The organism is Croceicoccus sediminis, assembly GCF_007570835.1.
Lineage (GTDB): Bacteria > Pseudomonadota > Alphaproteobacteria > Sphingomonadales > Sphingomonadaceae > Croceicoccus > Croceicoccus sediminis.
Genome location: NZ_SUNC01000001.1, coordinates 574,186 through 600,148, shown reverse-complemented (window position 1 = coordinate 600,148; position 25,963 = coordinate 574,186). Strand labels below are relative to the sequence as shown.

29 protein-coding genes are annotated in these 25,963 nt (G+C 63.5%); 11 read left to right on the top strand and 18 right to left on the bottom strand.

Translation table 11 applies throughout. The features are described 5' to 3' along the window. Nucleotides 1-12 precede the first annotated feature (12 nt). Nucleotides 13-873 (bottom strand): phosphatase PAP2 family protein, encoded by an 861-nt coding sequence (locus FAX90_RS02720; RefSeq protein WP_205700612.1) that lies wholly within the window; start codon nucleotides 871-873, stop codon nucleotides 13-15. A 98-nt stretch (nucleotides 874-971) separates the two neighbouring features. Beyond that, nucleotides 972-1,520: a PI-PLC domain-containing protein gene (locus FAX90_RS02715; RefSeq protein WP_144095306.1), complete on the bottom strand. Its 549-nt coding sequence runs from the start codon at nucleotides 1,518-1,520 to the stop codon at nucleotides 972-974. Between the two features lie 273 nt (nucleotides 1,521-1,793). Between FAX90_RS02715 and FAX90_RS02710 the strand changes: the two genes are divergently transcribed. From FAX90_RS02710 to FAX90_RS02685, 6 genes are all read left to right on the top strand, one after another. Continuing rightward, nucleotides 1,794-2,465, top strand: coding sequence for an MBL fold metallo-hydrolase (locus FAX90_RS02710; protein WP_144095304.1), 672 nt, complete (start codon nucleotides 1,794-1,796; stop codon nucleotides 2,463-2,465). A gap of 181 nt (nucleotides 2,466-2,646) precedes the next feature. Further along, nucleotides 2,647-2,826, top strand: coding sequence for a 50S ribosomal protein L32 (rpmF, locus tag FAX90_RS02705; protein WP_066558963.1), 180 nt, complete (start codon nucleotides 2,647-2,649; stop codon nucleotides 2,824-2,826). A gap of 35 nt (nucleotides 2,827-2,861) precedes the next feature. Next, nucleotides 2,862-3,908: a phosphate acyltransferase PlsX gene (plsX, locus tag FAX90_RS02700; protein WP_144095302.1), complete on the top strand. Its 1,047-nt coding sequence runs from the start codon at nucleotides 2,862-2,864 to the stop codon at nucleotides 3,906-3,908. A gap of 5 nt (nucleotides 3,909-3,913) precedes the next feature. After that, a complete protein-coding gene (locus FAX90_RS02695) occupies nucleotides 3,914-4,894 on the top strand; it encodes a beta-ketoacyl-ACP synthase III (protein ID WP_144096805.1) in 981 nt (326 codons plus the stop codon). 155 nt (nucleotides 4,895-5,049) lie between these two features. Next, nucleotides 5,050-5,346 (top strand): integration host factor subunit alpha, encoded by a 297-nt coding sequence (locus tag FAX90_RS02690; RefSeq protein ID WP_144095300.1) that lies wholly within the window; start codon nucleotides 5,050-5,052, stop codon nucleotides 5,344-5,346. A 4-nt stretch (nucleotides 5,347-5,350) separates the two neighbouring features. Beyond that, nucleotides 5,351-5,842 carry a MerR family transcriptional regulator gene (locus FAX90_RS02685; RefSeq protein WP_144095298.1) on the top strand — a complete coding sequence of 164 codons (492 nt, stop codon included), beginning with the start codon at nucleotides 5,351-5,353 and terminating at the stop codon, nucleotides 5,840-5,842. An 11-nt stretch (nucleotides 5,843-5,853) separates the two neighbouring features. Here the strand turns inward: FAX90_RS02685 and FAX90_RS02680 are convergent, their stop codons facing one another. The 7 genes from FAX90_RS02680 to crtY all read right to left on the bottom strand — a co-directional run bounded on the left by FAX90_RS02680 (nucleotide 5,854) and on the right by crtY (nucleotide 14,282). After that, the gene (locus FAX90_RS02680; protein ID WP_144095296.1) at nucleotides 5,854-6,405 is read right to left on the bottom strand and encodes a SixA phosphatase family protein; all 552 of its coding nucleotides are present in this window, start codon (nucleotides 6,403-6,405) and stop codon (nucleotides 5,854-5,856) included. Further along, nucleotides 6,402-9,179, bottom strand: coding sequence for an ATP-dependent DNA helicase (locus FAX90_RS02675; protein ID WP_144095294.1), 2,778 nt, complete (start codon nucleotides 9,177-9,179; stop codon nucleotides 6,402-6,404). Before FAX90_RS02675 ends, FAX90_RS02680 begins: the two co-directional genes overlap by 4 nt. Before the next feature lie 72 nt (nucleotides 9,180-9,251). After that, nucleotides 9,252-9,881: a hypothetical protein gene (locus FAX90_RS02670; protein ID WP_144095292.1), complete on the bottom strand. Its 630-nt coding sequence runs from the start codon at nucleotides 9,879-9,881 to the stop codon at nucleotides 9,252-9,254. Between the two features lie 80 nt (nucleotides 9,882-9,961). After that, nucleotides 9,962-10,561 (bottom strand): thermonuclease family protein, encoded by a 600-nt coding sequence (locus FAX90_RS02665; protein ID WP_240704682.1) that lies wholly within the window; start codon nucleotides 10,559-10,561, stop codon nucleotides 9,962-9,964. A gap of 51 nt (nucleotides 10,562-10,612) precedes the next feature. Continuing rightward, nucleotides 10,613-11,581, bottom strand: a complete 969-nt coding sequence (locus tag FAX90_RS02660; protein ID WP_144095290.1) for a phytoene/squalene synthase family protein — start codon at nucleotides 11,579-11,581, stop codon at nucleotides 10,613-10,615. Nucleotides 11,582-11,589: 8 nt separating this feature from the next. Further along, nucleotides 11,590-13,095, bottom strand: coding sequence for a phytoene desaturase (locus FAX90_RS02655; RefSeq protein ID WP_240704681.1), 1,506 nt, complete (start codon nucleotides 13,093-13,095; stop codon nucleotides 11,590-11,592). Next, the gene (crtY, locus tag FAX90_RS02650) at nucleotides 13,092-14,282 is read right to left on the bottom strand and encodes a lycopene beta-cyclase CrtY (protein WP_144095288.1); all 1,191 of its coding nucleotides are present in this window, start codon (nucleotides 14,280-14,282) and stop codon (nucleotides 13,092-13,094) included. Before crtY ends, FAX90_RS02655 begins: the two co-directional genes overlap by 4 nt. A 147-nt stretch (nucleotides 14,283-14,429) precedes the next feature. Here crtY and FAX90_RS02645 point away from each other — a divergent pair, with 147 nt between their 5' ends. The 3 genes from FAX90_RS02645 (at nucleotide 14,430) to thiC (ending at nucleotide 18,001) form a co-directional block, all read left to right on the top strand. Then, a complete protein-coding gene (locus FAX90_RS02645; RefSeq protein WP_170234833.1) occupies nucleotides 14,430-15,329 on the top strand; it encodes a MipA/OmpV family protein in 900 nt (299 codons plus the stop codon). A gap of 151 nt (nucleotides 15,330-15,480) precedes the next feature. After that, a complete protein-coding gene (locus FAX90_RS02640; protein ID WP_144095284.1) occupies nucleotides 15,481-15,879 on the top strand; it encodes a hypothetical protein in 399 nt (132 codons plus the stop codon). Between the two features lie 250 nt (nucleotides 15,880-16,129). Then, nucleotides 16,130-18,001 (top strand): phosphomethylpyrimidine synthase ThiC, encoded by a 1,872-nt coding sequence (thiC, locus tag FAX90_RS02635; protein ID WP_144095282.1) that lies wholly within the window; start codon nucleotides 16,130-16,132, stop codon nucleotides 17,999-18,001. Nucleotides 18,002-18,029: 28 nt separating this feature from the next. Here thiC and FAX90_RS02630 read toward each other — a convergent pair whose 3' ends face one another. Further along, nucleotides 18,030-19,211 carry a hypothetical protein gene (locus tag FAX90_RS02630; RefSeq protein ID WP_144095280.1) on the bottom strand — a complete coding sequence of 394 codons (1,182 nt, stop codon included), beginning with the start codon at nucleotides 19,209-19,211 and terminating at the stop codon, nucleotides 18,030-18,032. 32 nt (nucleotides 19,212-19,243) lie between these two features. Next, nucleotides 19,244-19,876, bottom strand: coding sequence for a DUF2726 domain-containing protein (locus FAX90_RS02625; protein WP_144095277.1), 633 nt, complete (start codon nucleotides 19,874-19,876; stop codon nucleotides 19,244-19,246). A 461-nt stretch (nucleotides 19,877-20,337) separates the two neighbouring features. Here FAX90_RS02625 and FAX90_RS16500 point away from each other — a divergent pair, with 461 nt between their 5' ends. Then, nucleotides 20,338-20,484: a hypothetical protein gene (locus tag FAX90_RS16500; RefSeq protein WP_170234832.1), complete on the top strand. Its 147-nt coding sequence runs from the start codon at nucleotides 20,338-20,340 to the stop codon at nucleotides 20,482-20,484. Nucleotides 20,485-20,526: 42 nt separating this feature from the next. Here FAX90_RS16500 and FAX90_RS16860 read toward each other — a convergent pair whose 3' ends face one another. From FAX90_RS16860 to FAX90_RS02610, 4 genes are all read right to left on the bottom strand, one after another. Beyond that, on the bottom strand, nucleotides 20,527-20,661 hold the full coding sequence (locus FAX90_RS16860) for a hypothetical protein (RefSeq protein ID WP_276612127.1): 135 nt from the start codon (nucleotides 20,659-20,661) through the stop codon (nucleotides 20,527-20,529). Nucleotides 20,662-20,756: 95 nt separating this feature from the next. After that, nucleotides 20,757-21,224 carry a YaiI/YqxD family protein gene (locus FAX90_RS02620; protein ID WP_144095275.1) on the bottom strand — a complete coding sequence of 156 codons (468 nt, stop codon included), beginning with the start codon at nucleotides 21,222-21,224 and terminating at the stop codon, nucleotides 20,757-20,759. A 10-nt stretch (nucleotides 21,225-21,234) separates the two neighbouring features. Beyond that, nucleotides 21,235-21,537 (bottom strand): alkylphosphonate utilization protein, encoded by a 303-nt coding sequence (locus tag FAX90_RS02615; RefSeq protein WP_144095273.1) that lies wholly within the window; start codon nucleotides 21,535-21,537, stop codon nucleotides 21,235-21,237. 64 nt (nucleotides 21,538-21,601) lie between these two features. After that, nucleotides 21,602-22,546: a 1-phosphofructokinase family hexose kinase gene (locus FAX90_RS02610; RefSeq protein WP_144095270.1), complete on the bottom strand. Its 945-nt coding sequence runs from the start codon at nucleotides 22,544-22,546 to the stop codon at nucleotides 21,602-21,604. A 142-nt stretch (nucleotides 22,547-22,688) separates the two neighbouring features. Here FAX90_RS02610 and FAX90_RS02605 point away from each other — a divergent pair, with 142 nt between their 5' ends. After that, complete coding sequence (locus tag FAX90_RS02605) at nucleotides 22,689-23,321, top strand: hypothetical protein (protein WP_144095268.1); 633 nt, start codon at nucleotides 22,689-22,691, stop codon at nucleotides 23,319-23,321. A gap of 50 nt (nucleotides 23,322-23,371) precedes the next feature. On the opposite strand, the gene FAX90_RS02600 is transcribed toward FAX90_RS02605, so the two are convergent. From FAX90_RS02600 to FAX90_RS02590, 3 genes are all read right to left on the bottom strand, one after another. After that, nucleotides 23,372-23,650, bottom strand: a complete 279-nt coding sequence (locus FAX90_RS02600) for a hypothetical protein (RefSeq protein WP_144095266.1) — start codon at nucleotides 23,648-23,650, stop codon at nucleotides 23,372-23,374. Between the two features lie 164 nt (nucleotides 23,651-23,814). Next, nucleotides 23,815-25,248: a S41 family peptidase gene (locus tag FAX90_RS02595; RefSeq protein WP_144095264.1), complete on the bottom strand. Its 1,434-nt coding sequence runs from the start codon at nucleotides 25,246-25,248 to the stop codon at nucleotides 23,815-23,817. Nucleotides 25,249-25,310: 62 nt separating this feature from the next. Further along, the gene (locus FAX90_RS02590) at nucleotides 25,311-25,919 is read right to left on the bottom strand and encodes a pyroglutamyl-peptidase I (protein WP_144095262.1); all 609 of its coding nucleotides are present in this window, start codon (nucleotides 25,917-25,919) and stop codon (nucleotides 25,311-25,313) included. Nucleotides 25,920-25,963: the final 44 nt, after the last annotated feature.

Here is a 25,963-nt window from a genome sequence, read left to right as displayed (position 1 = left end):
CGTCGGTTATCGCTACGCCATCCTTGCCAATTGGCCCCGCTCAACAGTTCGCCGTTTGAACGGGTACAAGGACGTGAGAGCGAGCATCACGATCGTGCAGCCAACGCCGATGATGCCGTCCACGGCGTAGTGCCAGCCCAAGGCTACAGATCCGATGGATATCATTGCGAAATAAGAAAAGCCCAGCGGCATCAGGCGTGTGCGGTAGCTGCATGCGGCAACCCACGCTGAACCTGCAACATGCAGGGATGGTACGGCGGCGATGCCGGCGCCGAAACTCATTTCTTCGCTCATAAAGGTTAGCCAGAGATATCTGGCGCCGTAGATGGGGCCGAAAGACAAGTTTGCGATCAAGCCATCAAAGCGTTCGCCGTATCCGAGATTTGGCCAGAACAGCGGCCCCGCAGAAGACATCAGCACCTGCCCCATCGGACCGCAAATCCCCCAGAGAAGAAAGTAAGCCAAGAGGAGGCGACCTCGCCCGTAAAACAAGCAGGTGATGAAGCACAGGGCGTTGACCGGGAACCAGAGCGAATAACCGAAATCGAGAAGTGTCAGAATTGGCGCTGTAAGGCGCTGGTGTAGCCATTGGGCAGGATCGGTCCCGAATAACGCGGCATCCCAATCTGCCAGCATTCGGTCCGCCCAAAATGGATAAATCTCATTCAGCCGCTGCTTCACGATGCCGCAAGAGGCGTGAAAAGGAACATATAGAGCAAGTCCGAGAGCAACGACGCGGAGCCGCTGTGCATTGCTGGCAAGACGGGACTTCAATCCGGGAATCAGGGCATCACCGCTGCGGATAGTCTGGATCATCACGAATGTCAGCGCGAGAGACGACAGCGCGGCGACCATTACAGTCCATTCCAGCATGGAAGCCACTAGGCCGAGCCAATTGACCGACCCAGCTGCCAAGCCGAGCGCGAGTGCGACAGTGCCTAACGTAATCGCAATACAAGGCGCGAGCATCCTCATCCCGGTATCAGGCAATCGGTATAAAGGCCGAACCCCGGCATCGGGTAATTGACCGTGTGAAGATAGACCGGATGGGTGATCGCCTTGGTAAGGGGCATGGCATCCCTTGGTACGGTGACTGCCCACAGCGGTGCTTCGTTCACTTCGTTCAGATCGAGGGGGCGATCCATCTGATAGATTGTCAGGATCGGCGTTGGATATCCCATCGAGGCCACGGGTGCGATCTCGTCCAAAGCATAAACTTGCGGGATGAAACGGTCGATGTCCTCGCCAGCCAATGTCTTGAGCGTAGCAAGGCGACTGACATTATCATGCTTCATGTCCGTCACGATCCGCACATCGGGATGATCGCGCAACCATTCGAGAAGTCTGCCGACGGTAAGATCGCTTTGAGGGTGCCCTTCATGGCCCAGGACCAGATCACCGTCGACTTCCCCGAAATCGAGTTCGATCAGGTCGAAACCATGTCGGGCGGCAAGGTCGAGCGCCTCCAGATTGTTGGCATAAGTGGTTGTGGGCAGTCCGCCGCCAGCGTGCGCGATCAAAGGTTGATCCGCCCGGATGTAGCGCGCGCAACCCGTAAGGGGGGGGGGCTCCAGCTCCTACATACGGCGACGCGAAATACGCTGCCACCGGCAGGCCAGACGCAATCGCAACCGCCACGATAAATTTACCCCTCATAAGAGCGATGTTCACGTGCAGGTCGCAAAATGCAAATGACAATTGGAGCAAGGTTGGTTGATGCATGGGCAGCTTAGTCATTTCCGGCGCATCGGCCCCGCTTGCATTCCCCCGCCGCCGCCGCCACATCCTGCTGCATGACCGAAACCACGCAAGAACCGCCGATGCGGGCCGCTATCGTGCCCGTTACCCCGCTTCAGCAGAACTGTTCGCTGATCTGGTGCACGAAGACGATGAAGGGTGCCGTGATCGATCCGGGCGGCGATCTGCCGAGAATCAAGGATGCCATCGCCAAGGCGGGGATCACGCTGGAAAAGGTGCTCATCACGCACGGGCATCTCGATCATTGCGGCAACGCGGGTGTCTTTGCCAAGGAAATGGGCGTCCCGATTGAGGGGCCGGAGGAGGCCGACCGGTTCTGGATTGCGCGGCTTGACGATGACGGCTCGCGCTGGGGGATGGAGGCGCATAGTTTCGAGCCTGACCGCTGGCTCAAGAACGGTGACAAGGTGACGGTGGGCGAGCTGGAACTGGATGTCGTGCATTGTCCCGGCCATACGCCCGGCCACGTCGTATTTTATCACGCGCCCAGCCAGTTCGCGGTCGTCGGCGACGTGCTGTTCAAGGGTTCGATCGGACGCACCGATTTCCCGATGAGCAATCACCAGGATCTCATCGATTCGATTACGCAGCGCCTGTGGCCGCTGGGCGACGATGTCACCTTCATTCCGGGCCACGGACCGATCAGCACCTTCGGGGCGGAGCGGCAAAGCAATCCCTTCGTTGCGGATATGGCGTTCAAACAATAGACTGCCCTTGCGCTAATCGCAGAAAACGTTATAGCGCGCGCCTTCGCCGCACCCCCCGTGCCGCAAAGCGCGCGCCCCGGTCCGCAATGGGAAAGAACTCCCGATGTGGGCTTGTGCCGTGCCGGAGGCTGGACTAGGGCGGCACGCAAAGATCGTCGTTATTGATTGAACAGGTGCCGAAATGGCTGTCCCCAAGAGAAAAGTTTCGCCTTCCCGTCGCGGTATGCGTCGTGCCCATGATGCCCTTAAGGTCGAGGCGTTCCACGAATGCCCGAACTGTGGCGAACTGAAGCGCCCGCACAACCTTTGCGACGCTTGCGGCCACTACAACGGGCGCGAGATCGTTTCCGTCGGGCTCTGATCGCCCGCGGACAGACACTTGCTAGGACGTAGACCATGAGCTTGCCGCGTATCGCAATCGACGCGATGGGCGGCGACCATGGCGTTCGTGTCATGATCGAAGGTGCCGCGCTTGCGCGTCGGCGCCACGATCGCTTCAAGTTCCTCCTTGTCGGTGACGAGGAGCGGATCAAGCGTGCTCTGGAAAATCACCCGAACATGCGCGGCGCGTCGGAGATCCTCCACGCGCCCGAAGCCGTTTCGGGTGACGAAAAGCCGACACAGGCGCTTCGCCGTGCCCGCAAGACCAGCATGGGCCTTGCGATCGACGCGGTGAAGAAGGGCGAGGCGGGCGCTGCCGTTTCGGGCGGCAATACCGGCGCGCTGATGGCGATGGCCAAGCTGTCGCTGCGCACGATGCCCGGCATCGACCGTCCGGCGCTGGCGGCGCTTATGCCGACGCTGGGCGAAACCGACATGGTCATGCTGGACCTTGGCGCGAACACCGATTGCGATGCCCGCAACCTGGTGCAGTTCGCGATCATGGGCGCGGCCTATTCGCGGATTGCCACGGGGCTTTCCGAACCGCGTGTCGCGCTGCTCAACATCGGGACTGAAGAGATCAAGGGCACCGATGTCCTTCGCGTCGCTTCCGAAAATCTGCGCGCGGCGGACCAGCGGTTGGCGATGAGCTTTGAAGGCTTCGTCGAGGCCGACAAGATCAATCGCGGCAGCGTCGACGTCGTCGTGACAGACGGTTTTTCGGGCAACATCGCGCTCAAGGCCGTCGAAGGCGCGGCGCGTTTCGTGACGGACCTTTTGAAAAACGCGTTCCAGTCATCGCTGCGTTCCAAGGTGGGCTTCCTCGTAAGCCGTCCGGCGACCGAGCTTTTGAAGCACCATCTCGACCCCAACAACCATAACGGCGCGGTCTTTCTCGGCCTCAACGGGGTCGTGGTGAAAAGCCACGGCAGCGCCAATGCCAAGGGTGTCGCCAATGCCGTTGCAGTGACGGCGCGCCTGCTGGAGGAAGACCTGATCGAGCGTATCTCCGCCGACCTTGCGCGCGGCACCGAAGACAAGACAGCGGAAACCTCCGCGTGAGCGACATGATCCGCCGTTCGGTCGTGCTCGGCTCCGGCTCGGCCCTGCCAAAACGCTGCGTGACGAACGCCGAACTGGCAGAGCAGGTCGACACCAACGACGACTGGATTGTTGAGCGCACCGGCATTCGTCAGCGTTACATCGCGGATGAGGGGGAGACGACTTCCACTCTCGCAATCGACGCATCGCGCAGGGCGATCGAGGCCGCCGGACTGAAGCCGGACGACATCGACGTGATCGTGCTGGCGACCGCAACGCCGGACCAGACGTTCCCGTCCACCGCCAGCAAGGTCCAGCACGAGCTTGGCTGCAAGAGCGCATTCGCGTTCGATGTGGCGGCGGTCTGTTCTGGCTTTCTCTATGCGCTGGGTACGGCGGATTCGCTGCTGCACCGGGGCATGGGCAAGCGCGCACTGGTGATTGGCGCGGAAACCTTCAGCCGCATTCTCGACTGGGAAGATCGCACGACTTGCGTCCTGTTCGGCGACGGCGCGGGTGCGATGGTCATAGAACTTCAGGAATTCCCGACTGCCGAGGCGGCGACCGCGCGCGGCGTGATCGATACCAAGCTCCACACCGATGGCGAGCACAACTGCCTCCTCTACGTCGATGGCGGTCCCTCGACGACGCAGACCGTGGGCAAGCTGCGCATGAAGGGCCGCGAGGTTTTTCGCCATGCGGTCGTCAATCTTGCCAGCGTGCTGACCGAAGTGCTCGAATCGACCGGGTACGAGGCGTCGCAGATCGATTGGGTCGTGCCGCACCAGGCCAATGCCCGCATTCTCGATGCGACCGCGAAAAAGCTGGGCCTGTCGCCCGATCGCATGGTCAAGACGGTCGAGGTGCATGCCAACACTTCGGCCGCATCAGTGCCGCTGGCCTATGACGTTGCGGTGCGCGACGGGCGAATCCAGCCCGGTGATCTCGTCATGCTCGAGGCGATGGGCGGCGGCTTTACCTGGGGCGCGACCCTGCTGCGCGCCTGATCGAGGGCGGAAATCAGACCCATTCTGATGCGAAATGGCCTTATGAGGCCAAATGTCCCTGTTTTTGCCCGATTTTCATTTGTGGCAGCGGCGATGCTGTGAAATAGTGCCTGTCTGGGTCGCAGCTCTGGGGGCAAAAAAGGGGATAGGACAAAATGCGTTCTGTCGGAACTCTCACGCGTGCGGATCTTGCCGATGCCGTGCACCACAAGGTGGGTCTTAGCCGGTCGGATTCCCTGACCATGGTGGAATCGATCCTGCGTCTGATGTGCGATTCCATGTCGGATGGCGAAAACGTAAAAATTTCGGGCTTCGGCACGTTCCTCTTGCGCGACAAGGGCGAACGCATCGGCCGCAATCCCAAGACCGGTGTCGAAGTGCCGATCACGCCGCGCCGCGTGATGACTTTCCGCGCCAGTCAGATGCTGAAAGACCGCGTCAGCGGGGCCTGAGCCTATGAGTGACGGAACGCCAACGCAGGAAACTCTTTTCGAGGACGGGAAAGATCCGCAGGCGTTCCGCACGATCGGTGAGGTTTCGGCCGCGCTCGACATAAAACCGCATGTCCTGCGTTACTGGGAAGAACAGTTCCCGATGCTGCGCCCGGTCAAGCGGAGCGGGGGCAGGCGATATTACCGGCCCGGCGATGTCGAACTCTTGCAGAAGATAGACCGCCTGCTGAACCAGGATGGCTACACGATCCGCGGCGCGGTGAAGGCGATCGAGGACGAGGGGAAGGCACCGCCTGCTCCCGAACCGGCGCCTGCGCCGTCTGCCGAAATGGTGGAGAAACTGCGCGGCGCGGTCCGCACGCTGGAGGAAAGCACCAGCGAAACCGCGCCCTCATCGCCGGAGCCCACACCGAATCGGACGCAGGACGTCCTGCTCCATGCACGGCTGCGCTCCATCAGGGAAAAACTGGCATCCGCGTTAATCGAACAGCCCTGATCGCGCGCTGATCAGTTCGCCATTTCTGGGCCGAGCGTCGGGTCGAGATCGCGCGGACGCTTCAACTCGACAAGACGGGCCTTCGCGCCCTCGATCTTCGACCAGTCGTCGATATCGAATTCCAGCACCGCGAAAGCGCCGGTCGGGTATTTCACCGCCACCAGGTCGCGCAGCGGCGACGAACCGTCGTCGGGCACGTGGTCCAGCACCGCGTCCTCAAGCCCCGGATTATGAGCGACGAGCAGGATGCTGTCTTCCTCTCCGCCAAGCTCGCTCAGCACCTCCTCGATCGAATCGGAAGTGGCGAGATAGAGGCGGCGGTCCTCCACACGGTGGATCGGTGCGGCCTTGCCCATGGCGTCCAGCGCGATGTTCAGCGTTTCCTGAACGCGGACGGCGGGGCTGGCGAGGATGCGATCGAAAGGTGCGACCTTGGTCCCGATAAAACGGCCCATCGCCTCTGCCGCGCGGCGGCCCTTGGCGTTGATGCCGCGGTCGAAGTCATAGCCCGCGGGCTGATGCTCTTCGGATTTCGCGTGGCGCAGGAGACCCAGGCGTTTCAAACGTCGCTTTCCCTTACGTTTTGTTTATCTTGTGGCTCGGAACAGGAAACACCCCGCTGCAACATTTGTAAAGCATCGGCAAGTGTCGTTCGCGTGACAGGTGTGCCTGTGGGGAAAGCGGAGAGCAGCCGCGAAGGGAATGCAGACGACAGGACGACGAAGGCCCCGCTGTCCCCACGCGACCGGATGAGCCGCCCGAATGCCTGCGACAACCGGGCCCGCACGATAGCATCGTCATGCGCCTGCCTGTCCGCCCGCTCGCCCCCGGCGGCGGCGCGGCGGGCGCGGTGCAGGATCGACGGCTTGGGCCAGGGAACCTGTTCCATGACCACAAGGCGCAGGGAATCACCCGGCACGTCGACCCCATCGCGCAAGGCGTCGGTGCCCAGCAGCGAGGCGCGCGGATCGTCGCGGAAAATGTCGACCAGCGTGCCCGTGTCGATCGGATCGACATGCTGGGCGAAAAGCGGCAGGCCCGATCGCGCCAGCCTGTCTGCGATGCGGGCATGGACCGCGCGCAGCCGCCGGATCGCGGTGAACAGGCCCAGCACGCCGCCTTCGCTTGCCTCGATCAGCTGGCCATAGGCGGCGGCGAGCCCGGCGATGTCGCCTTTCTTCACGTCGGTCACGATGATGACCTGCGCCTGGGTCGCATAGTCGAACGGGCTGGCCGCTTCGCTGATCCGCGGATTTAGGCCGATGACCGACGCACCCGAACGCGCGACCGCGCGGTCCCAGTCCGGCCCCTCTGGCGAACGGTCGCACAGCGTTGCGCTGGTTTGCAGCACCCCGTGGGCCGGTTCCAGCACGGTCGCCGCAAACGGGCGCATCGGGTCCAGCCAGCGGCGGTGGATGGCGATGTCGAATTCGCGCGCCTCGGCCCGTTCGACCGACAGCCAGTCGACGAAATCGGGATCGGCCGGCCCACCGAGCCGTGCCAGAAGCGCTTCCCACGCGGTCAGCGCGTCGATCCGCCACGATAACGAATGGCGCGCGCCTTCCACGCGCTGGCGCCCTTGCGGGTCCAGCCAGTCCGGCGGATCTTCAAGGATCGCCTCAAGCCGGGAGCCCAGCTTCATCAGCGGCTGGCGCAGCGCGGCGAGCGCGTCGCGCGCCTCGGACGCCGCCTCGATGAAGGGGCCGTCGAGCTCCACCGCCTCGGTCTCCAGCCCGTATCCCGCCTCGCTCCCCGCTTCGTCGCGGGCATAAGTCACGCGGCGCACGGCGGCGAATAGCTGTTCGAGCGGGCCCCAGGGCTCGCCCTCGTTGATGCGGGCAAGCCAGCCGTCGGCGGGCAGGCCCGATGCGGCCTCGCGCGCGGCGGCGATCGCTTCCTCGCCGCCCTCGTCATAGCTCGCCACATCGGCAAGGCGGGCGGCAAGGCCGCGCCTGCGGCCTTTGGACTTGCCTTCGGGGCCAATTACCCAGCGGCGCATCTCGATCGCCTCGCTGCCCGAGAGCGCGACGGCGAAAGTCGAATCGGCGGCATCGAACAGGTGGTGCCCTTCGTCGAAGACGATCCGGCTGGGGCGCTGCTGGCCGTCACGCTCGCCACCGCGGGCGGCGTGGACCATGACCAGCGCGTGGTTCGCGATGACCAGGTCGGCATGGGCCGACTGCCGCGCGGCGCGTTCGATGAAGCACTTCTTGTAATGCGGGCAGGCGGCATAAACGCATTCGCCCCGCCGGTCGGTCAGCGCGGCAAGACCGCGTCTGCGGAACAGCGTCGGCAGCCAGCCGGGCAAGTCGCCGCCGACCATGTCGCCGTCCTCGCTATAGGCGGCCCACCGCGCCACGAGCTGCGCGAAAATGCCTGCCCGGTTCTGGAAACCGCCCTGCAGCGCGTCTTCGAGGTTCAGCAGGCAGAGGTAGTTTTCCCGCCCCTTGCGCACGACGACGGCGGGGGTCTGGCGGTCGGAACCATCGGCTTCGGGCCAGGCCCTGCGGCTTTCGCGGCGAAGCTGGCGTTGCAGCGCCTTGGTATAAGTGGAAACCCAGACGGTGCCTTCCGCCGCCTGTGACCACAAGGACGCAGGCGCGAGATAACCCAGCGTCTTGCCGACCCCGGTTCCCGCTTGGGCCAGCACCATGTTGGGGCGGCCCTTTTCGGGGCGCGGGGCAAAGACGTGCGCGGCTTCCTGTGCGTAGTCGCGCTGACCTTCGCGCTTTTCCGATCCTTCGCCGGTTAGAGTGTCGAGCCGCGCGGCGACGTCTTCGGGTGCGAGCGGGACGTGCTTTGGCTGAGGGCGGGGCGGCAGTTCCTCCCACTCCGGCAATCTTGCAAAGAGCCAGCGTTCGGCCCGTTCCGGCTTGCGCACGTGCGGCGCTAGCAGGCCGGACCATGGCCATTTCTGGCGCGCCAGCGATTGCAGCACGGACCACGCCCCTTCGCGCTGTGTCCAATCATCCGCCTCGCACCTTTCGAAAAGGCGCGCGGCGGCACGGGCGAGGAGCATCGGTACTTCGCCCTCATGCTCCGGCACTGGCAGGTTCAGAGCCTGCGCCAGCCCCTTGGGCGTCGGCACGACAAAGCTCGCCGGGTGGACAAAGGCATAGAGTTCGAGAAGGTCGAGGCCCGACAATTCGGGATAGCCGAGGCGGCTGGCCACCAGCGGCGCGTTCAGCATCAGCAGCGGCGTTTCGGCCGCCGCCATGATCGCCTCGCCCCGCGAAAGGGCACGGACGTTGCCCGACGGGTCCGCCAGCCAGCAGCCCGAATGGCTGGCATGCAGCGCGGGCAGGGGCACAGGTTGGGGAAGGGGGGCGGACGCCATCCTTCCCAGATAGGGGCGGCAGGCTTTCAGGCCAATGAGCAGGCGGGGCTTAACCCCCGGCGATATTTGGAATCAGGCGGCGCGCGCCGGGGTCGGCTCGGGCGCATCGGCACTGACGCAGCAATCGCAGTCGGAAACGTCCAGCGTCAGGTGCGCGGTGACCTGTGCGTTGATTTCGTCGCCATAGTCCGATTCGAGCGAACGGCGGACCAGCTTGGCAAGAACGGCCGGCGCATCGTGGCCGGTATGGTCCTTGCCATGGACGAAGCCCGACACGTGCATCCACTGGTGCATCAGGTGCGCGGCCATGTTCACGCGGTCGCCCGCATCCATGCAAAGCGCCACGAACCAGCGTGCGGTGCGGATGGGAAGGGTGCCGAGCCGCGTGCGGCCGATGACGGGATGATCGCTGTCGGGGCCGTCCATATCCTCGACCGAAATCGCGATATCGAGCGTGTGATCGGCCGTCATGCCGCATTCACGGCCATGGACGATGCGATCCCAGATAGCGTCGCCGTCCATGTCTTTCACGGCGCCGTGCAAGCTTTGCCAGCCGGTAAAGCCGTATTCGGCCTGACGGACGGAGCCGCCGAAGCCGGGACTGCTCACCGCCTTGCGAAGCAGGATCACGCTGTCCTTGATAAAGCGTTCCTCGGCGTCAGTCGCGCCGGTGATCTCGTGAAGTTGCACATCGACAGTCATGATAGGCCAACGCCTCTTCTGCGCCAGGAGTTCCACCCGACTCACAAGAAACACAGTAGCGAAGAATGGAAAACGGCAGATTAACACCAGCCGCTGCGATGGCCCTGCCAGGTTTCCGCCAGCCCTTGGGCCACGAGAATATCGCCCAGCGATTGGCCGCCGCGCATCACCCGGCGCAGCTTGCGGCCATAGCGATCGGTTTCCTCCGGCCCGCTCTCAAGGCTGAAGGGACCGTCGTTGATCAACTGGCGAAACCGCTGCGTCGCCGCGCGGCCCAGCGCCAGTTCACGGTCGCACTGCGGATTGGAAATCTCGGGCGTGTTGATGTCGAGAACGCGATACTTCTCGCCTGCGAACCAGAACGTGTCGCCGTCGACGACGCAGTTCTGCCGCTTGCCGCCGTCGCAGATGCCGAAGTTGGCGTAGAGCGTGTCTTCGGGGCTGGCCAAGGGGGCGGCCGACGTTTCGCTGTAAGACGTACCGGTGCCGATCACCATCGGGCCATAGCCCATGGACACGCCGTAGCCGATCAGGACTACCGAGCCGATGGCGAGCGCGATTGCCCACCAGTTTATCTTTTTCTTCTTGATGACGGGTTTATCCCAGAACTTGAGCGTCGGCCCTTTAGAGCGCGGTTTGCGAAAGCGAATTGGTCTGCCGTTCTTGCCTTTTAGCGGCACAGCACGAAAAGGTTTTCTGAAACTCACCGGGCCTGCTTCATCCGCGCACCTTCACCGGGCTGCCTTCCGTGCGCGCTCCTCGAAGTCGCGGCGGGTGAGGGGGCGGGCCTCTGCCTCTTGGCCGCAGGAGGCGGGCGGGGCGCGCAGGCTGGCGGCGCCTGCGCCGAAGACGTGGCCCAGCTTTTCGAAGCGGCTGGTGAAGACGCGGTGGTCCCATCCATGGACCCCCGCTTTCTCGACCTTGCGCGCGATCGATCCGTAAATGCCGGTGGCCGACAGGATCGCCCAGCGACAGCGCAGTGGCAGGCGGGCCGCGCCGATGCGAGCCGATGCTTCATAGGCGCGGGCCATGAGGCAGGCATCGTGGACCATGGCGACCAGTTCGGCGCGGTACATCGGCTTCATGTGTTGGCCCGGCGCGATGTCGGCCTCGACCAGCCATTCGACCGGCAGGTAGCAACGACCCGCGGCATCGTCTTCCCACAAGTCGCGCATGATATTGGCAAGCTGGAACGCGATGCCAAGATCGCAGGCCCGGTCCAGCGTGTCGGCATCTTCGTCCGGCACGCCCATGACCTTGGCCATCATCACGCCCACCGCGCCGGCCACGTGATAGCAATATTGCAGCATGTCGGACTCGCTGCGCGGTCGCCAGTCGTCGGCGTCCAGCGCGAACCCGGCGATGACGTCGTCGCACATGTCCTGCGTCAGCCCGCATTCGCCTGCGACCACGGCCAGCCCATCGAACGACGCATCGCCGGTTTCCACCCCCGACAGCGCCAGTGCGGTGCGCGTCCGGATGGTGGCTAGTCGTTCGGCAGCGTCCGATTGGTCGCCAAGCTCGCCGCCCATGTCCTGCGCATCGGCAAGGTCGTCCGCCGCGCGGCACCAGGCATAGAGCAGCCAGACCCGCTCGCGCGTCACGCGGTCGAACAGCATCGATGCGGCGGCAAAGCTTTTCGATCCGCGCGCGATCGTATTGCGGGCGTGAGCAACCAGTTCGTCGCGGCTTTTCGGCAAAGTCGGTCTCAGCCTCTCGACAGGTCGGAAATCATCAACCGCGCGGTCGCCCGTGCAGAACCGACGACGCCCGGAATGCCCGCGCCCGGATGCGTGCCCGCGCCGACGAAATAGAGGTTCCCGATCTCGTCATCGCGGTTGTGCACGCGGAACCACGCGCTTTGCGTCAGGATCGGCTCCAGGCTGAAGGCAGAGCCCATGTGCGCCGACAGGTCGGTACCGAAATCGGCGGGGGTGTAGTGGAACTTCGTCACGATCCGCGAATGGATGTCGGGGATCAGGCGGCGGCCCACTTCGTCCAGCACGCGCTTTTCCAGTTCCACGCCGACCTTCTCCCAGTCCACCCGCAACTTGCCCATGTGGGCGACGGGGACGAGGGCGTAGAACGTGCTCATCCCCTCCGGCGCCATCGACGGGTCGGTGACGTTGGGGTGATGCAGATAGATCGAGAAATCGCGCGGCAGGACGCCGGACTTGTAGATGTCGTTCAGCAGTCCTTCGTAGCGCGGGCCGAACAGGATCATGTGGTGCGGAATGCCGGGCCACGCGCCCTCGACCCCGAAGTGCACGACGAAAAGCGACGGGCTCCACCGCTTGCGCGCCAGCGACTTTGCCACTTTTCCCCCGCGCCGGTTGGTCGAGAGCAGGTCGCGGTACGTGTGCATGAGGTCGGAATTGGCCGCCACCGCGTCGAACCGTTCGGACCACCCGCTTTTCGTGGTCACGCCCGTCACGCGGTTGCCCACGGTGTCGATGCTTTCCACAGCGTCGCCCAGCCGGACCGTGCCGCCCAGCCGTTCGAGGTGCTTGACCATCGCGGCGATCAGCTTGTTCGTGCCGCCCTTCGCCCACCAGACACCGCCGTCCTTTTCCAGCTTGTGGATCAGGGCATAGATCGCGCTGGTCGACATCGGGTTGCCGCCGACAAGCAGCGTGTGAAACGACAGCGCCTCGCGCAGTTTTTCGTTCTTCACGTATTTCGACACGATCGAATAGACAGACCGCCATGCCTGATACTTGGCCAACGCGGGCGCGGCCTTGATCATGTCGGAGAAGTTGAGGAACGGCTTGTGCCCCAGCTTCAGGTAGCCTTCGGTATAGACCCCTTCGGAATAGGCGGAAAATTCTTCGTACCCCGCCACGTCGTCGGGATTCAGCTTGCTGATCTCGGCGGCCAGCTGCTGCAGGTCGTTCGAATAATCGAAGGTCGTCCCGTCTTCCCATTGCAGGCGGTAGAACGGCTTGACCTCCATCAGTTCGATGTCGTCCAACATCTCGTGATCGGTCAGCCGCCAGAGCTGTTCCAGGCAGTCGGGATCGGTGATCACGGTGGGGCCGGCATCGAAAGTAAAGCCGTCCTTTTCCCAGACGTAGGCCCGCCCGCCGGGCTTGTCCCGCGCCTCGATCACGGTGGTGTCGATACCGGCCGATTGCAGCCGGATGGCAAGCGCGAGGCCGCCGAAGCCTGCGCCGATTACGGCGGCGCGGCGGATAGGCTGGTCCTTGTCGGTCATTTCTTTCCTCTCAGCGGCCCCGGTGCACCGAACCCGGCAAGCACCGACGCGGCCTTCAGCACGGGAACGGGGGGCTTCCCGGCCAGCACACGTAACTTGTCGAACAGCGTGCTGTTCCCGGCGTAGAAGCGTTCCACCAGCGCTTCGTCAAGTGCATAGAAGCGTTGCAGCACCTTGTAACGATCCCGCCCTTGCGCCGCGCCGAACAGCATGCGAGCCAGCATCCGGTAGAAACCGCCAGTGCGCCAGTGCGCGGCGGCGTGTGCTTCGGTCAGCGCGGCAAGGCTGGCGCTGTCGTGCGCGTCGGCATCGGCGATTGCGCTGGCCAGCCGGACCGCGTCGGGCATGGAATAGCTGGTGAGCGGCTGGAACAGGCCCGCGCGCACGCCTGCCTTGGCCACGCCGGACACACCGTGACTGCGAAACCTTGCGAAATCGCCGCCCGTCACCACCGGCAGGACGCCGGTTTCCTTGCGGGTCTTTTCCACCACGGTCCAGCCGCGCCCCTGCGCATAATCGTCGATCCGCGCGAACAACGTTTCGGCGTCGAGCGAGCGGGTGTCGCTGTAATAGGTATCCTCGACGAAGACCTCGTCCGCCGAAAAGGGCAGGACATAGACGAAGCGATAGCCGTCCTTCTGCTGGACGGTCGCGTCCATGACGATGGGTCGGGTGATCTTGTGCGGCGTGGCAAGGCGCAGCATGACGCCCGCGAATTTCTGCCACCCGCCGTCGAGGTCGGCCAGCATCTCGCGCGTCAGCCCGCGTGCGTCGATGACGCCGCCTGCTTCGATGCGCGAGCCATCGGCCATGTCGATGCCTTCGGGGTCGAGCGCGGTGACGGCCCTGCCGGTATGGATCGCCCCTGCCGGAAGCGCCTTTGCCACCGCTTCGGCCAGATTTTCCGAAGGGATCGACCGGTAAGGCGTCGAGAGTGTCCGGCGATAGGCGGGAAAGCGCACGTCGTATCCGCCGTTCCACCGCGCTGCGGCCAGCCCTTCGACCAGGGTGCGATTCTCTTCGGCGATGTCGGTGGCGAAGAACGACCATACGTGGTTGCCGCCGATCGCGGGACCGGCTTCGACAAGGGCGATGGACAAGTCGGGGCGCCGATCGGCCAGCATCAGCGCGATCAGCGATCCGGACAGGCCTCCGCCCGCAATCGCGATGTCGTATCGATTGGCCATTCCCGCCTCGTTCGCACGGCCCGGCGGCCCTGCGCAAGTGCCGACAAGGTCCTGTCCATACCTTGTCCCATACCTCGTCATCGCGGAACCGGCATGACGGCGGAGCGTTCCCGAACGAAGCAAACCAATCTCAGGGACTTGACCCACTTGAACCAGATCGCGCCGACCCGCACCGTCATGACAAGCGCAGCCTTTGCCGCGGCGGTCCTTTTTTCATCGGCGGCTCACGCCAATGCGGCCGCGGTTGACCGTCAGCCGCTTCGCCTCGAACAGCCCGACCTCGAAGAAGTCTATGACGGCGACTACGTCATCGTGGCGCTGGGCGCGGGCTATGTCCCCGACTACGAAGGCGCGGACGAATATGGCGTGCAGGTCGGCGGCGCGGTGCGCGGCTCGGTCGCGGGTATCGCCTTCAAGACCAGCGGGATCGGCCTCGAACTCGATCTCATCCCCAATCTTCCCGGCGACATCGAACTCAGTTTCGGTCCCGAAATTCAGTACAGCGCGGTTCGCACCGGATCGGTGAAGGACGAGATCGTCGATATGCTGCCCGAACTCGACAGCACGGTCGAGCTGGGCTTCAGCGCGGGCATCTCGAAGAAGAACCTGCTCACCCCGGTCGATTCGCTGGCGCTCAGCTATGGCATGCGCTGGGACGTGTCGGGCAAGGGGGCAGGGCGGCAGAGCCGGATCTCGCTGTCCTACTTCACCGCCCTGTCGAAGGGCATGGGCGCGGGCGTGTCGGTCGGCGCGAGCTGGCACGACGACAAGTGGGCCGATTATTACTACACGATCACCCCCGAAGGCAGCGCGGCCACCGACGGCGCGCTTCCGGTCTATGAAGCCGACGGGGGCATGAAGGACTGGGACGCGAAGGCGTACTGGGGCATGGATCTCGACGGCGACTTCCGCAACGGCGGATTCGGTATTGCGACTTCGCTCGTCTACGAACGGCTTCAGGGCAGCGCGGCGGAAACCCCCATCGTGTCGATGCGCGGTGACCGGGACCAATTCATGGTACTGGCGGGCGTCGGCTATGCATTTTGAGCCAAATCCCGGCTTCTGACGAAAAGGCGAAGGGCGCGCTGGACCACGGCGCGCCCAGTCACTAAATACGCGATGAACACAGGACGCTTACCCCCTCGAGCGTCTTGATCGGTTTGCCCGTATTCGCGGGAAATGAGGAGGGAATTTCCAGATGCCTGTTATCGACCCCACTGCCTGGACAGCCATGCTGCTGGGCCTGTTCGCCATGTCCGCCGCCACCGGCGCGCTGCGCCGTCCCGGTATCTGGCAAACGCTGGTCAAAGAGGTCGAGGACAGCCCCGCGCTTCAGATGATTTCGGGCGTTGCCGAACTGGCGGCCGGGGCTGCGATCTATCTCGTCAATCCTTGGGTGCCAGCGGACCTCCTGGCCTGCGTGATGAAGGTCATCGGCGGCCTGATGATCCTCGAAGCGCTGGTCGTCGTCGGCTTTTCCGACATCTACTTCCATTTCTGGCTGAAGAACCTGTCGTTCATGCACAAGGGCTGGGCGACGGTAAGTTTGCTGGTCGGCCTTGCCCTGACCGTAGCGGGAGCGCTCCACTTCGGCTGATCGGAAATCGGGCGCAATCCACATCCCCGGACCCAGAGTTCATTTGCCTTCGCGGTCCGGGGGCATTACATCCGTGTCATACCCCGGGGAGCGAGCTTCCCACTTCGAGAAATCGAAAGTGGGCAAATGCGCTGAGAGGGACAGGTTGCGCTGTCCGACCCGTTGAACCTGAACCGACTAGCATCGGCGGAGGGAGCGGTCTGTCGGATATCAAGGCAGCCGTTCCGTCTTCGCCACTTGGGAGACTGCAATGGCCGACATCAACTCGAAGCTCGAAATCGGCGTGACCACCGGGCCTATCCGTGGATCGAAAAAGATCTACGTCGGCGAACGCCGGGTGGCGATGCGCGAGATCAACCTCGAACCGTCGAGCGGTGAACAACCGGTGCGCGTCTATGACACCAGCGGTCCCTACACCGATCCCGACGCCACCATCGACATTCAGGCAGGCCTTCCCTCCATCCGCCGCGACTGGATCATCGGCCGCGGCGACGTCGAGGAATACGACGGCCGCATGGTGAAGCCGGAAGACAACGGCCAGCTCGGCCCCGACCGCAGCGGCGGCGTGCCCGCTTTCCCGAACGTCGTGAAGCGCCCCTTGCGCGCCAAGGCGGGGCAGAACGTGTCCCAGATGCACTATGCCAGGAAGGGCATCATCACGCCTGAAATGGAATACGTGGCAGAGCGTGAGAACCTGGGCCGCGCCATGATGAAGGACCACGTCCGCGACGGGCAGGACTGGGGCGCGGAAATTCCCGAATACGTGACGCCGGAATTCGTGCGCAGCGAAATCGCGCGCGGCCGTGCGATCATCCCCAACAACATCAATCACCCTGAATCCGAACCGATGGCTATCGGTCGCAACTTCCTGGTCAAGATCAACGCCAACATCGGCAATTCCGCCGTGGCGTCGGACGTGGCGGCAGAGGTCGACAAGATGGTCTGGTCGATCCGTTGGGGCGCGGATACCGTGATGGACCTGTCGACGGGCCGCAACATCCACGACACCCGCGAATGGATCCTGCGCAACAGCCCCGTGCCGATCGGCACCGTGCCCATTTACCAGGCGCTGGAAAAGGTTGGCGGCATTGCCGAGGACCTGACGTGGGAAGTGTTCCGCGACACGCTGATCGAGCAGGCGGAGCAGGGCGTCGACTACTTCACGATCCACGCTGGCGTACGCCTGCCCTATGTGCCGCTGGCCGCAAAGCGCGTGACCGGCATCGTCAGCCGCGGCGGCTCGATCATGGCGAAGTGGTGCCTTGCCCACCACAAGGAGAGCTTCCTTTACGAGCACTTCGACGAGATCACCGAGATCATGAAGGCCTATGACATCGCCTATTCGCTGGGCGATGGCCTGCGCCCCGGTTCGATCGCCGACGCCAACGACGAGGCCCAGTTTGCCGAGCTTTACACGCTGGGCGAGCTGACCAAGCGGGCCTGGAAGGAAGACGTGCAGGTCATGATCGAAGGCCCCGGCCACGTGCCGATGCACAAGATCAAGGAGAACATGGACAAGCAGCTCGAGGCGTGCGGTGAGGCTCCGTTCTACACGCTCGGGCCCCTCGTCACCGATATCGCGCCGGGTTACGACCACATCACCAGCGGCATCGGCGCGGCGCAGATCGGCTGGTACGGCACGGCGATGCTTTGCTACGTCACGCCCAAGGAACACCTTGGCCTGCCCGACCGCGACGACGTGAAGGTCGGCGTGGTGACCTACAAGCTGGCCGCCCACGCGGCCGACCTTGCCAAGGGGCACCCGGCGGCCAAGGTGCGCGACGACGCGCTTTCCCGCGCCCGTTTCGAATTCCGCTGGCGCGACCAGTTCAACCTGTCGCTCGATCCCGACACGGCCGAACAGTACCACGACCAGACGCTCCCCGCCGAAGGCGCAAAGACCGCGCACTTCTGCTCGATGTGCGGGCCCAAGTTCTGCTCGATGAAGATTTCCCAGGAAGTCCGCGAATTCGCCGCCAAGCAGAACCAGCCGAGCGATCAATTCCTCGCTGCGGACGCCTCAAAGGAAGAAGCGGAGAAGGGCATGGAAGAGATGAGCAAGGTCTTCAAGGAAACCGGCTCGGAGCTTTACATGGGGCAGGGCGATCGGGAGCACGATTGATCGGTTAGCGCTCTGTTATTCAGCGGCGCTAGACCAATTGATGTTGGTCTTCCTGCATAGCGTGTTCGTCCAGCTTCATTAGCACTGCGAGCGTGCCGAAAACCGACACCGCCACGGCGAAGGTTGCTGTCCAGAGCCACCTGTCGCCGTGGCCTGTCTGGCCCACTTCCAAAAGGAATGCCGGGTAGAGTATCGCCGCCAGCGAAAGCCCGATCACCGCAAAGAGGTTGGCGCTCGTCGCCTTCAATCGCAAGCTGAATAAGGTTGCCAGAACAGCCACGATCGGCAGGACCACTTTGGCGGCAATGCCCAGGCGCTGGCCGTCAAGCTTTCCCATAAGGTGCGCTGTCGGAAATTGGGCCGGATCATAAAGGAAAAAAGGAAGGTTCAAGGCCAATCCGATGGCTGCCGCAGCCATCAGAAAGTGCAAGGCTCGTAGCGGTCCAACAGTTTGTAGAAGCTGGCCGCCCACGACCAGCGCAACGACTGCGTAAATTGGCCGGGAGGAGATTGTCAGGCACAGAAACAGCAGGGCAACAAGCCGTGACCAGCGGCCGCCACGCGTTTCAGTTCTGACGGCTAAATCGGCGGCAATTGCAACGTATATTGCGTTCACGACGTAGTCGCCACCTGTTGCGAAGTCTTGCATCACGGCTGGGGAGAACCATACCATCAGCAGTGCGAGAAGCGCGAGCGAAGGCGAGGCAAATCGCTTATACACCCAGATCACGAAAACCGGCATCCAGAACAGGTTCTGCCATGCGGCGGTGCCCAGCAGGTAGAACGGGAGCGCTAGAACCATCGCGCCGGGCATCGGCGTAGGCGGGTTGCCCAGGTAAGTCCGAACGCCATAGGGATAATTCCCGGCGAGCAGAGCCTCTATCGTGACATTGAGCGCGTCGTCGCGATCTGACCCGACGCCATAAGCTCCGCTATTCGCCAGCGGAAAGATGACGACGAAAACCACTGCCAACAACCCGCAGAGCAACCAGAACCAGATGCGCGACGGTGCCAATCGAAAATGCGAAGTCAACCAGAGCAATGCGCCTGTTCCAGCCGCTGCCAGCGCGGCAGTCGCCGGTGCTCCGACCACACCCAGATATTTGATAAGCTGAAATTGTGAGGGGACCAGCCACAGAATGAAAAGCACGCCCCAGACCGTGGCCAGGTTTGCCCACGGCGGCATGTTGATCCTTTCAAATCGGTTCATTGGGGAGTGCGATAGCCTTTCCGGATATCGGATTAAATCGTTATGGCCAACTTCCGCACCATCTCCCTCACCTCAGCAGGCGTATCTCCACTAACTACCTCGACATAGCCGATCCCGGCCCGTCGCAGCGCCTCCCGTTTCACCGCATCGCGTGCTGCCGTTTCGTCGCTGCTGTGGTGGCCCGTCCCCTGAAACTCTACCGCGTGAAGTGGGCGGCACTCGGGGTCAACGATCAGCAGATCGATGCGCTTGGCGTTAATCGCCCAGAACGCGTCCTTGTCCTCGCTCCACAATATCTCGCCCAGCGAAACCTGTCCCATCGCGCGCCAGCCGGGGCTGTGCTCGGCCAGCGCCTGATCGATGACACCCAGGAGTCGGCGTTCCGGTTTGTTGAGGAGGGAGCGGGCCTTGAATTGCGCGCTCATCACGCTCTTCAATTGCTCTGCTGCTGTTTCGGTCGTGCTTGCGGGTGCAGCTTTGGTCTTCGCAGTCCACGACGACTTGGTTTTGTTGCCGGACTTGCGCCCGCGCCAATAGGCTCGGCGCTTTTCCCGTTCGATGCCGTTGAAAAACTTTTCAACGCTGATGCCGATAGCTGCGCCAATGGCGAGAATGACCAATAGAATCACAGGTTGGTCGAGTAATACGTCGATCGCGTAAGTCATCGCACCTATTTATGGTGCGATTATTGAAGCTTGGTCAATGTCGGGGATTATTTGTTTTAGTCCCTCAAACGCCGGGCGGGGCGCATCCGCGCCCCTTGGCTACGCCGCATAAGCGGAGGCGCGCATTCGCACTTGCGGGTGTCGCTGACGCGCCCCGGACTTTCGCCAGAGTTCACGGTTGGCAACATGATGCTTGGTGCCAGTCAGCGACGTAGCGCTGTCACGGGGCACCGAAGGTGTCTCCCGCAAGGCCGAACGGCCGCCCGCAGCGCCGTCAGGCGCGAGGAAAGCCAAGGTTGCGGATGCAGCCGCCGGCGCTTGAGGCTAGACAAAAACCCGGCGGCACTCACCACCCTCTCACGGGCCGTAAGGCCCGCGCTCAACCCTTTTCCAACCTCACATCTCGATCAAAACCCCCACAACACTAGCCAGCGGGGAACCGTGCGCGCATAAGCGCCGTCATGGTCGATCTCTATCTCAAGAACCTTGAATCCGAACGCCGCCAGCTGTGGGCGACTTGCCGTCTGAAAGGGCTGGCCAAGGGCACGCCCGAACGGCTGCGCATCGAGGAGATCGACAAGGCGATCGCCGCGCACAAGACGCGCTAGGCGGCGGCACGGTCCGGCGGCGTGGGCCGCCGGAGACGGCGCTCAACCGTTTTTCATATTCTCCAGCCCCTTGATCCCGCCTGGCTTCAGGCTGGGCTGGGACGCGTTCTGCTTGGGCGCCTTTTCGGCCTTGGGTTTGCGGATTTCCTTGTTCGACTTGCGTTGGCCCTTGGCCATGTCCGTTCCAATCGGGGCGGAATGCCCCGACGCACCTTATCCCACCCGGCGCGATAGCCTTGCACGAAATCGGTGTTCGCCGCCTAATGGCGGCGTCAGCCCGCCTTTCGCGACAGCACCACCATGACCCGGTCGAGCGACTGCAGGAACCGCGAACGGTCGGCCTTGCTGAACGGCGCAGGCCCGCCGCCGACACCGTCCATCCCTGCGCGCAAGTCGGCCATGATGGCGCGCGTGGCGATGGCGCTGCCGATGCTGGCCGCGTCGAAAGGCTTGCCGTTGTGGGCAAGGACCGTCGCGCCCGCCTTGATGCAGCGGTCGGCCAAGAGGATATCGCCGGTCACCACGACGCTGCGCGGGCCTGAATGCTCTGCGATCCAGTCGTCCGCCGCGTCGAATGCGTCCGAGACCATGACCAATTCGAACATCGCATCGTTCGGCACGCGAAACGGCGAATTGGTCACGACCTTGACGGGCACGCCATAGCGCTGCGCCACTTTGTAGATTTCCGCCTTTACCGGACAGGCGTCGGCGTCGACCAGGATCGTGACAGGCTCCGTCATCAAGGGCGGATCAGCGTTTCTTCACGAACTCGGCGCGCAGGACCAGGCCCTTGATGCCGGGATACTTGCAGTCGATCTCCTGAGAGTCGCCGGTAAGGCGGATCGACTTGATCAGCGTGCCCTGCTTCAACGTCTGGCCCGCGCCCTTGACGGTCAGGTCCTTGATCAGCGTGACCTGGTCCCCGTCGGCCAGCAAGTTGCCCACCGCGTCGCGAACCTCGACCGTGTCTGCGGAAGCCTGCTTTGCCGCCAGTTCGGAAGCGGGCATCCACTCGCCGCTTTCCTCGTCGTAAACATATTCGTCGTCGCTCATCGCATGCTCCTTTGACGGGGGCAGATGGCAGTTGTCGGCGCGGAAAGCCAGAGGGTAGGGCGGATCAGGCGGTGCAGCCGTCATCCTCGCCCATTCGGGCCCAGATGGTTTCGATGTCTTCCGGGGTGCACAAGTCCGTCCCCGGCGTCAGGACCGCGGCCGTGCCTGCCGCCATGCCGCGGCGAAAGGCGCTGGCCGTGTCCATCCCGCTGGCAAGGCCATGAACCATGCCTGCGACGAAGCTGTCTCCGGCACCGGTCGCACTTTGCACCGGAACGTCGAGGCCGGGGCGGCAGAGCGATCCGTTCGCATCGGCCAGAACGGCACCGCGATGGCCGAGGGTGACGGCCACTATGTCCGACTTTCCGGCAAGCACCATGGCATGGGCCGCGGCGCCGATTTCCTGCGGGCTGGCGTATTTCGTGCCGGTCAGCGCCTCGAACTCGCCAAGGCTCGGCTTGACGAGGGTGAGGCCGCCTGCCTCTACCGCAGACGCAAGCGGAGGGCCGGAGCTGTCGAGGACCATGCGGATGCCGCGCTGGCGGCATGTGGCGGCAAGGCGGGCGTAGAAATCGTCCGGCACACCGCGGGGCAGCGACCCGCTTGCCACCAGCCAGCCGCATTGGGCAGTCGAGACATAGTCGATAACCCCCTGCCATTCCTGGGGGGAGAAGGTGGGGCCCTGGGGCACGAAACGGTACTCCTGCCCCGTGCTGCGTTCGAATACGGACAGGCTCATCCGTGTCTGTCCCTCGATCGGGATGCAATGGCGGGCAAGGCCGATCCGGTCGATCAGGTCGTCGAGCAATCCGCCGCTGGCCCCGCCGGCGCAATAGGCCGCCGTGACCGGCGCACCTAGCCGGTTCAGCACGCGTGCCACGTTGATGCCGCCGCCGCCGGGATCGTAGCGTTCCGCGCTCGTTCGGATCTTGTGCGTGGGACGGACTTCGTCGGCCTCGCAAGCCCCGTCGATGGCGGGGTTGAGGGTCAGGGTGAGGATTGGCTCCATCACAGCGTCATGCCGCGTATCGGGCTTGTCGGGCAAGCAAAGCCTGCACCCGGCTCGGCCGCCTTGCCGCAGGCATCATGCGCTTTGTCCGTTTCGCGCAGCATCGGGGGGAGCCATGCGGTCGCGAGAGCGTTGGTGGAGCATGAAGAAGATTTTGACATTGGCGATCTGCTGCGCTGCGCTTGCGGCGTGCGATGCTGCGCCCGATGCTGCGCAAACCGGGACCGAGGCACCCGACACGCCGCAGGCCCCGATCAGCCCTCCGCCGCACGTGGGGCCCGATTCCGTCGATACGCCCGATCCTGTCCCGCTTGCCGTCGATTTGACGCGCAACGAATGGAAAACCGCCGCCAACCGGGATGAGTGTGCGCCGCTTATCCTGACCAGTGACGGCGGCGCAGGGGGCGAGCCGCGTCGCGCGAATTTCGCGGGCGGCTGGGGCGTTGCCTTCGATACGGACGAAGTGAACAGCGCCTACGGCGTTGCGGGGCCCGGCGTGATTCCTGCTGATAAGGCGGACGGGCAGGAGAACAGGCTTCGTGACCAGTGGCCGCACTTCATGCAGCTTCCGGATCTTCAGCAACCTGCTTTTGCGGGATATGGGCTGGAAGGGGCCAAGCCCTATCGCGCCGAAGCGCCAGACGGCGTGGGCGACAACTCGCTCGCCTATGTCCGGTTTGGCGGGCAGACCTGTACCTACAACGTGTGGAGCAGGCTTGGCCGCGCACACCTCGAAGTCCTGCTTCAATCGCTTAGGCCCGGCGCGACCGAATAGAAAAGGGCCGGAAGCGCGAACGCCCCGACCCTTTCATCAATCCGCAGCGATCAGCGCGATGCCATCGGAATGCCGCGTGCCTGCGCTTCCGAACGGTCGAACGAGACGCGCGAGCCGTTGTAGGTGCCGCGAACGCGCGAATCCGTGACGTAGAGGCGGAAGGCCTTGCCGCGGTCGTCCGTGCCGGTGACCATCGTGGCGTCGCCGACGGTACGGGTCGTGTATTCGTACTCGACACCGTTGTGGGTGAAAGTTTTCTCTTCCTGTGCGATCGCCGGAGCGGCGACGGCGGTGGATGCGAGAGCGAGGGAGATAGCGATTTTACGCATGAAGCAATTCCTTCCAAAGAGTTGGGATTGCCTCGAGACATCCGTATGTTGTGCGATGCAGCATACGAAAAGGTTGCAGTGCAGCAAATGCAATAAAAGCGGCCCGCTTGCATTAAATACAAGCGGGCCGCGAACCTATAATTTACTGATCGAAAAGCTCCGGATCAGAACAGGCCCGGCACTTCCCTTTGCGCGGTGCTTGGCCGCGTCGGCATCAACAGGCGGCGCTGTCCCGAAAGCGACTGGGTGGTTTGCCCGGTGCTGATTGCGGTGCACGAACGACCTGCCAGGAAGTCGAGCGCGCCTGCGATGGATGCCTCGTTCGCATTGCCCAGCGGGGTGAAAATGTCATCCTCCGCACGGCAGGTCACCGGAACGGAAGAGGCGAGGCCGGTAAAGTAGTCGGCATTGCCGTCCGCGTTTTCGGTGCGGAACGTGACGACGCGCATACGGTCGTCGCAATCCTCGTTGTCGAAACCGAACTGGCCCACGGGTTTGCCGTAAGTGTTCGTGCCGACCAGCGCCATGTCCGTCCCGAGGTAAGGGATCATGGAATTGATCACCAGCTCGCTGGCCGAGGCCGTGCCGCCACGCCCGATGAAGGCGATCTTCATCGGCGCGATCGACTGCGGCTGGTTCGCGAAGAGATAGCTTTCATTGTATTCCGACTTGCTGTCGCGCAGCGTCGTGCGGCTGAACACCTGGCCGACCTTGTCGCGACCCATCAGGTCGCCCATCAGCTCGGCAATGCGGACCAGCCCGCCGCCGTTGTAGCGCAAGTCTACGATGACCTTGTCGATCCCCTGCGCCTGGAAATCGGCGAATGCGGCGCGCAGGTCCGGGTCTGCCGTATCGATGAAAGTGCGAAGGTTGAGGTAACCGACACTGGTGCCGTTGTCGTTTAGCACCTTCGCGCCATACCGATCGGAGACCGGATCGAGCGCGTAGTCTTCCTTCGAAATCGTCACGACCCGCGTCGTGCCGTCGACGTCGCGCAGGCGGAACGAGCGGGTGACGCCCACGTCCGAGGAGCCAAGCGCGTCGGAGAAGCCGTCCCACCCTTCTGCGGCCACGATGTCGCTGACGTTGCGCAAGGTGCCCTCGCTATCGCCGACGGCCAGGATCTGCGTGCCGCGGTCCATGCCAGCGGCCAGGGCCGGGGCGTTCTCAAACGCCTCGATCACGTAAACGCTGTCGGTGCCATATCCGAGACGGATACCGAAACCCGCGGTCGAGCCGCTGTTGTAGTAAGCCTCTTCCTCGGCGATCGAGGTAATATACGTGAAATAGCGGTCCTTCGACTGCGCACGCGCCGGTGCGACGAGCGCGTCGATATATCCCTGCACGCTGTCGAAGTTCGACGCGCGCACGCCGGTATCGACCAGGTCGGGGAACAGATACCATTCGTTGATGACGTCGCGGGCGAACTGCTGACGGTTCGAAAGCGAACAGGCCGCAGTCGTCGAAGTGGGAGTTGGCGTCGGCGTTCCGCCGATTGTGCCACCGGACGTGCCCGAACCACTGCTGCCGCCACCGCCGCCACAGGCGGACAGAAGCGCGCAAGCCGCAAGGGCGAGGGGAAATTTCTTGGCTTTCACGGGCGTCCTAATCCGTTGTCGCGGACCGGGCTGTCCGCTTGTTGCAGTTTCATATGCAAGTATTATTCTGAATTTACGATGACCGCTCTGGCTATAATGCCCAAGCCCTTCTGCAAGTCGTTGAGCGACATCCGGCCCGCAGCGGTTTCGGCAAGGGGTGAGCCTGCAATGGCGGGGATATGCACGAACAGGCCGGGAATACCGTCGGCCCCGCACGGGCCGCCCAGCGCCGCGTGGTAGACATGGTTGCAAACGTAGCTTCCGGCATCGTCCGAAATCTCGGCGGGAAGACCTTCGCCTGACAATCGATCGACAAGGGCGTGCAGATCGACCTGCGTCGCTCTCGTGACCATCGGCGCATCGTCCGGAACTGGGCAGTATCCTGCAGAATCGGGCCTGTCGGGCAGGTACGCGCTGGTCGACCGGCTTTCCAGTGTCAGCCCGGTGGCGCGGTTGCTGTATCCGGTCATGATTACGGCAGAAGCTTCGAGGTCCAGTGCGTCCAGCAGGGTTGCCTGGGCCACGTGATATCGGGTGGGCAGGACCAGGTGCCGCGCGCCCGCAAGAACATCGTCGTCCGATTGGGCGAGGGAGCGCAGGAGCGTTTCCGTCGGGTTCTCGGGAACGCCGGGAAACGGTTCGAACGCCGTGATGAGCAGGGGCTTTGCCATGTCATGCGCTATCGATCCCGGCGACGACAGCGTCAAGATAAGGA

What these genes read in the sequence shown, in the direction of transcription:
- FAX90_RS02720 (WP_205700612.1), bottom strand. Translation starts at nt 873, where the DNA reads ATGCTGGAATGGACTGTAATGGTCGCCGCGCTGTCGTCTCTCGCGCTG.
- FAX90_RS02710 (WP_144095304.1), top strand. Translation starts at nt 1,794, where the DNA reads ATGACCGAAACCACGCAAGAACCGCCGATGCGGGCCGCTATCGTGCCC.
- rpmF (WP_066558963.1), top strand. Translation starts at nt 2,647, where the DNA reads ATGGCTGTCCCCAAGAGAAAAGTTTCGCCTTCCCGTCGCGGTATGCGT.
- plsX (WP_144095302.1), top strand. Translation starts at nt 2,862, where the DNA reads ATGAGCTTGCCGCGTATCGCAATCGACGCGATGGGCGGCGACCATGGC.
- FAX90_RS02695 (WP_144096805.1), top strand. Translation starts at nt 3,914, where the DNA reads ATGATCCGCCGTTCGGTCGTGCTCGGCTCCGGCTCGGCCCTGCCAAAA.
- FAX90_RS02690 (WP_144095300.1), top strand. Translation starts at nt 5,050, where the DNA reads ATGCGTTCTGTCGGAACTCTCACGCGTGCGGATCTTGCCGATGCCGTG.
- FAX90_RS02685 (WP_144095298.1), top strand. Translation starts at nt 5,351, where the DNA reads ATGAGTGACGGAACGCCAACGCAGGAAACTCTTTTCGAGGACGGGAAA.
- FAX90_RS02675 (WP_144095294.1), bottom strand. Translation starts at nt 9,179, where the DNA reads ATGGCGTCCGCCCCCCTTCCCCAACCTGTGCCCCTGCCCGCGCTGCAT.
- FAX90_RS02670 (WP_144095292.1), bottom strand. Translation starts at nt 9,881, where the DNA reads ATGACTGTCGATGTGCAACTTCACGAGATCACCGGCGCGACTGACGCC.
- FAX90_RS02655 (WP_240704681.1), bottom strand. Translation starts at nt 13,095, where the DNA reads ATGACCGACAAGGACCAGCCTATCCGCCGCGCCGCCGTAATCGGCGCA.
- crtY (WP_144095288.1), bottom strand. Translation starts at nt 14,282, where the DNA reads ATGGCCAATCGATACGACATCGCGATTGCGGGCGGAGGCCTGTCCGGA.
- FAX90_RS02640 (WP_144095284.1), top strand. Translation starts at nt 15,481, where the DNA reads ATGCCTGTTATCGACCCCACTGCCTGGACAGCCATGCTGCTGGGCCTG.
- thiC (WP_144095282.1), top strand. Translation starts at nt 16,130, where the DNA reads ATGGCCGACATCAACTCGAAGCTCGAAATCGGCGTGACCACCGGGCCT.
- FAX90_RS02630 (WP_144095280.1), bottom strand. Translation starts at nt 19,211, where the DNA reads ATGAACCGATTTGAAAGGATCAACATGCCGCCGTGGGCAAACCTGGCC.
- FAX90_RS02625 (WP_144095277.1), bottom strand. Translation starts at nt 19,876, where the DNA reads ATGACTTACGCGATCGACGTATTACTCGACCAACCTGTGATTCTATTG.
- FAX90_RS16500 (WP_170234832.1), top strand. Translation starts at nt 20,338, where the DNA reads ATGGTCGATCTCTATCTCAAGAACCTTGAATCCGAACGCCGCCAGCTG.
- FAX90_RS16860 (WP_276612127.1), bottom strand. Translation starts at nt 20,661, where the DNA reads ATGGCCAAGGGCCAACGCAAGTCGAACAAGGAAATCCGCAAACCCAAG.
- FAX90_RS02620 (WP_144095275.1), bottom strand. Translation starts at nt 21,224, where the DNA reads ATGACGGAGCCTGTCACGATCCTGGTCGACGCCGACGCCTGTCCGGTA.
- FAX90_RS02615 (WP_144095273.1), bottom strand. Translation starts at nt 21,537, where the DNA reads ATGAGCGACGACGAATATGTTTACGACGAGGAAAGCGGCGAGTGGATG.
- FAX90_RS02610 (WP_144095270.1), bottom strand. Translation starts at nt 22,546, where the DNA reads ATGGAGCCAATCCTCACCCTGACCCTCAACCCCGCCATCGACGGGGCT.
- FAX90_RS02605 (WP_144095268.1), top strand. Translation starts at nt 22,689, where the DNA reads ATGAAGAAGATTTTGACATTGGCGATCTGCTGCGCTGCGCTTGCGGCG.
- FAX90_RS02600 (WP_144095266.1), bottom strand. Translation starts at nt 23,650, where the DNA reads ATGCGTAAAATCGCTATCTCCCTCGCTCTCGCATCCACCGCCGTCGCC.
- FAX90_RS02590 (WP_144095262.1), bottom strand. Translation starts at nt 25,919, where the DNA reads ATGGCAAAGCCCCTGCTCATCACGGCGTTCGAACCGTTTCCCGGCGTT.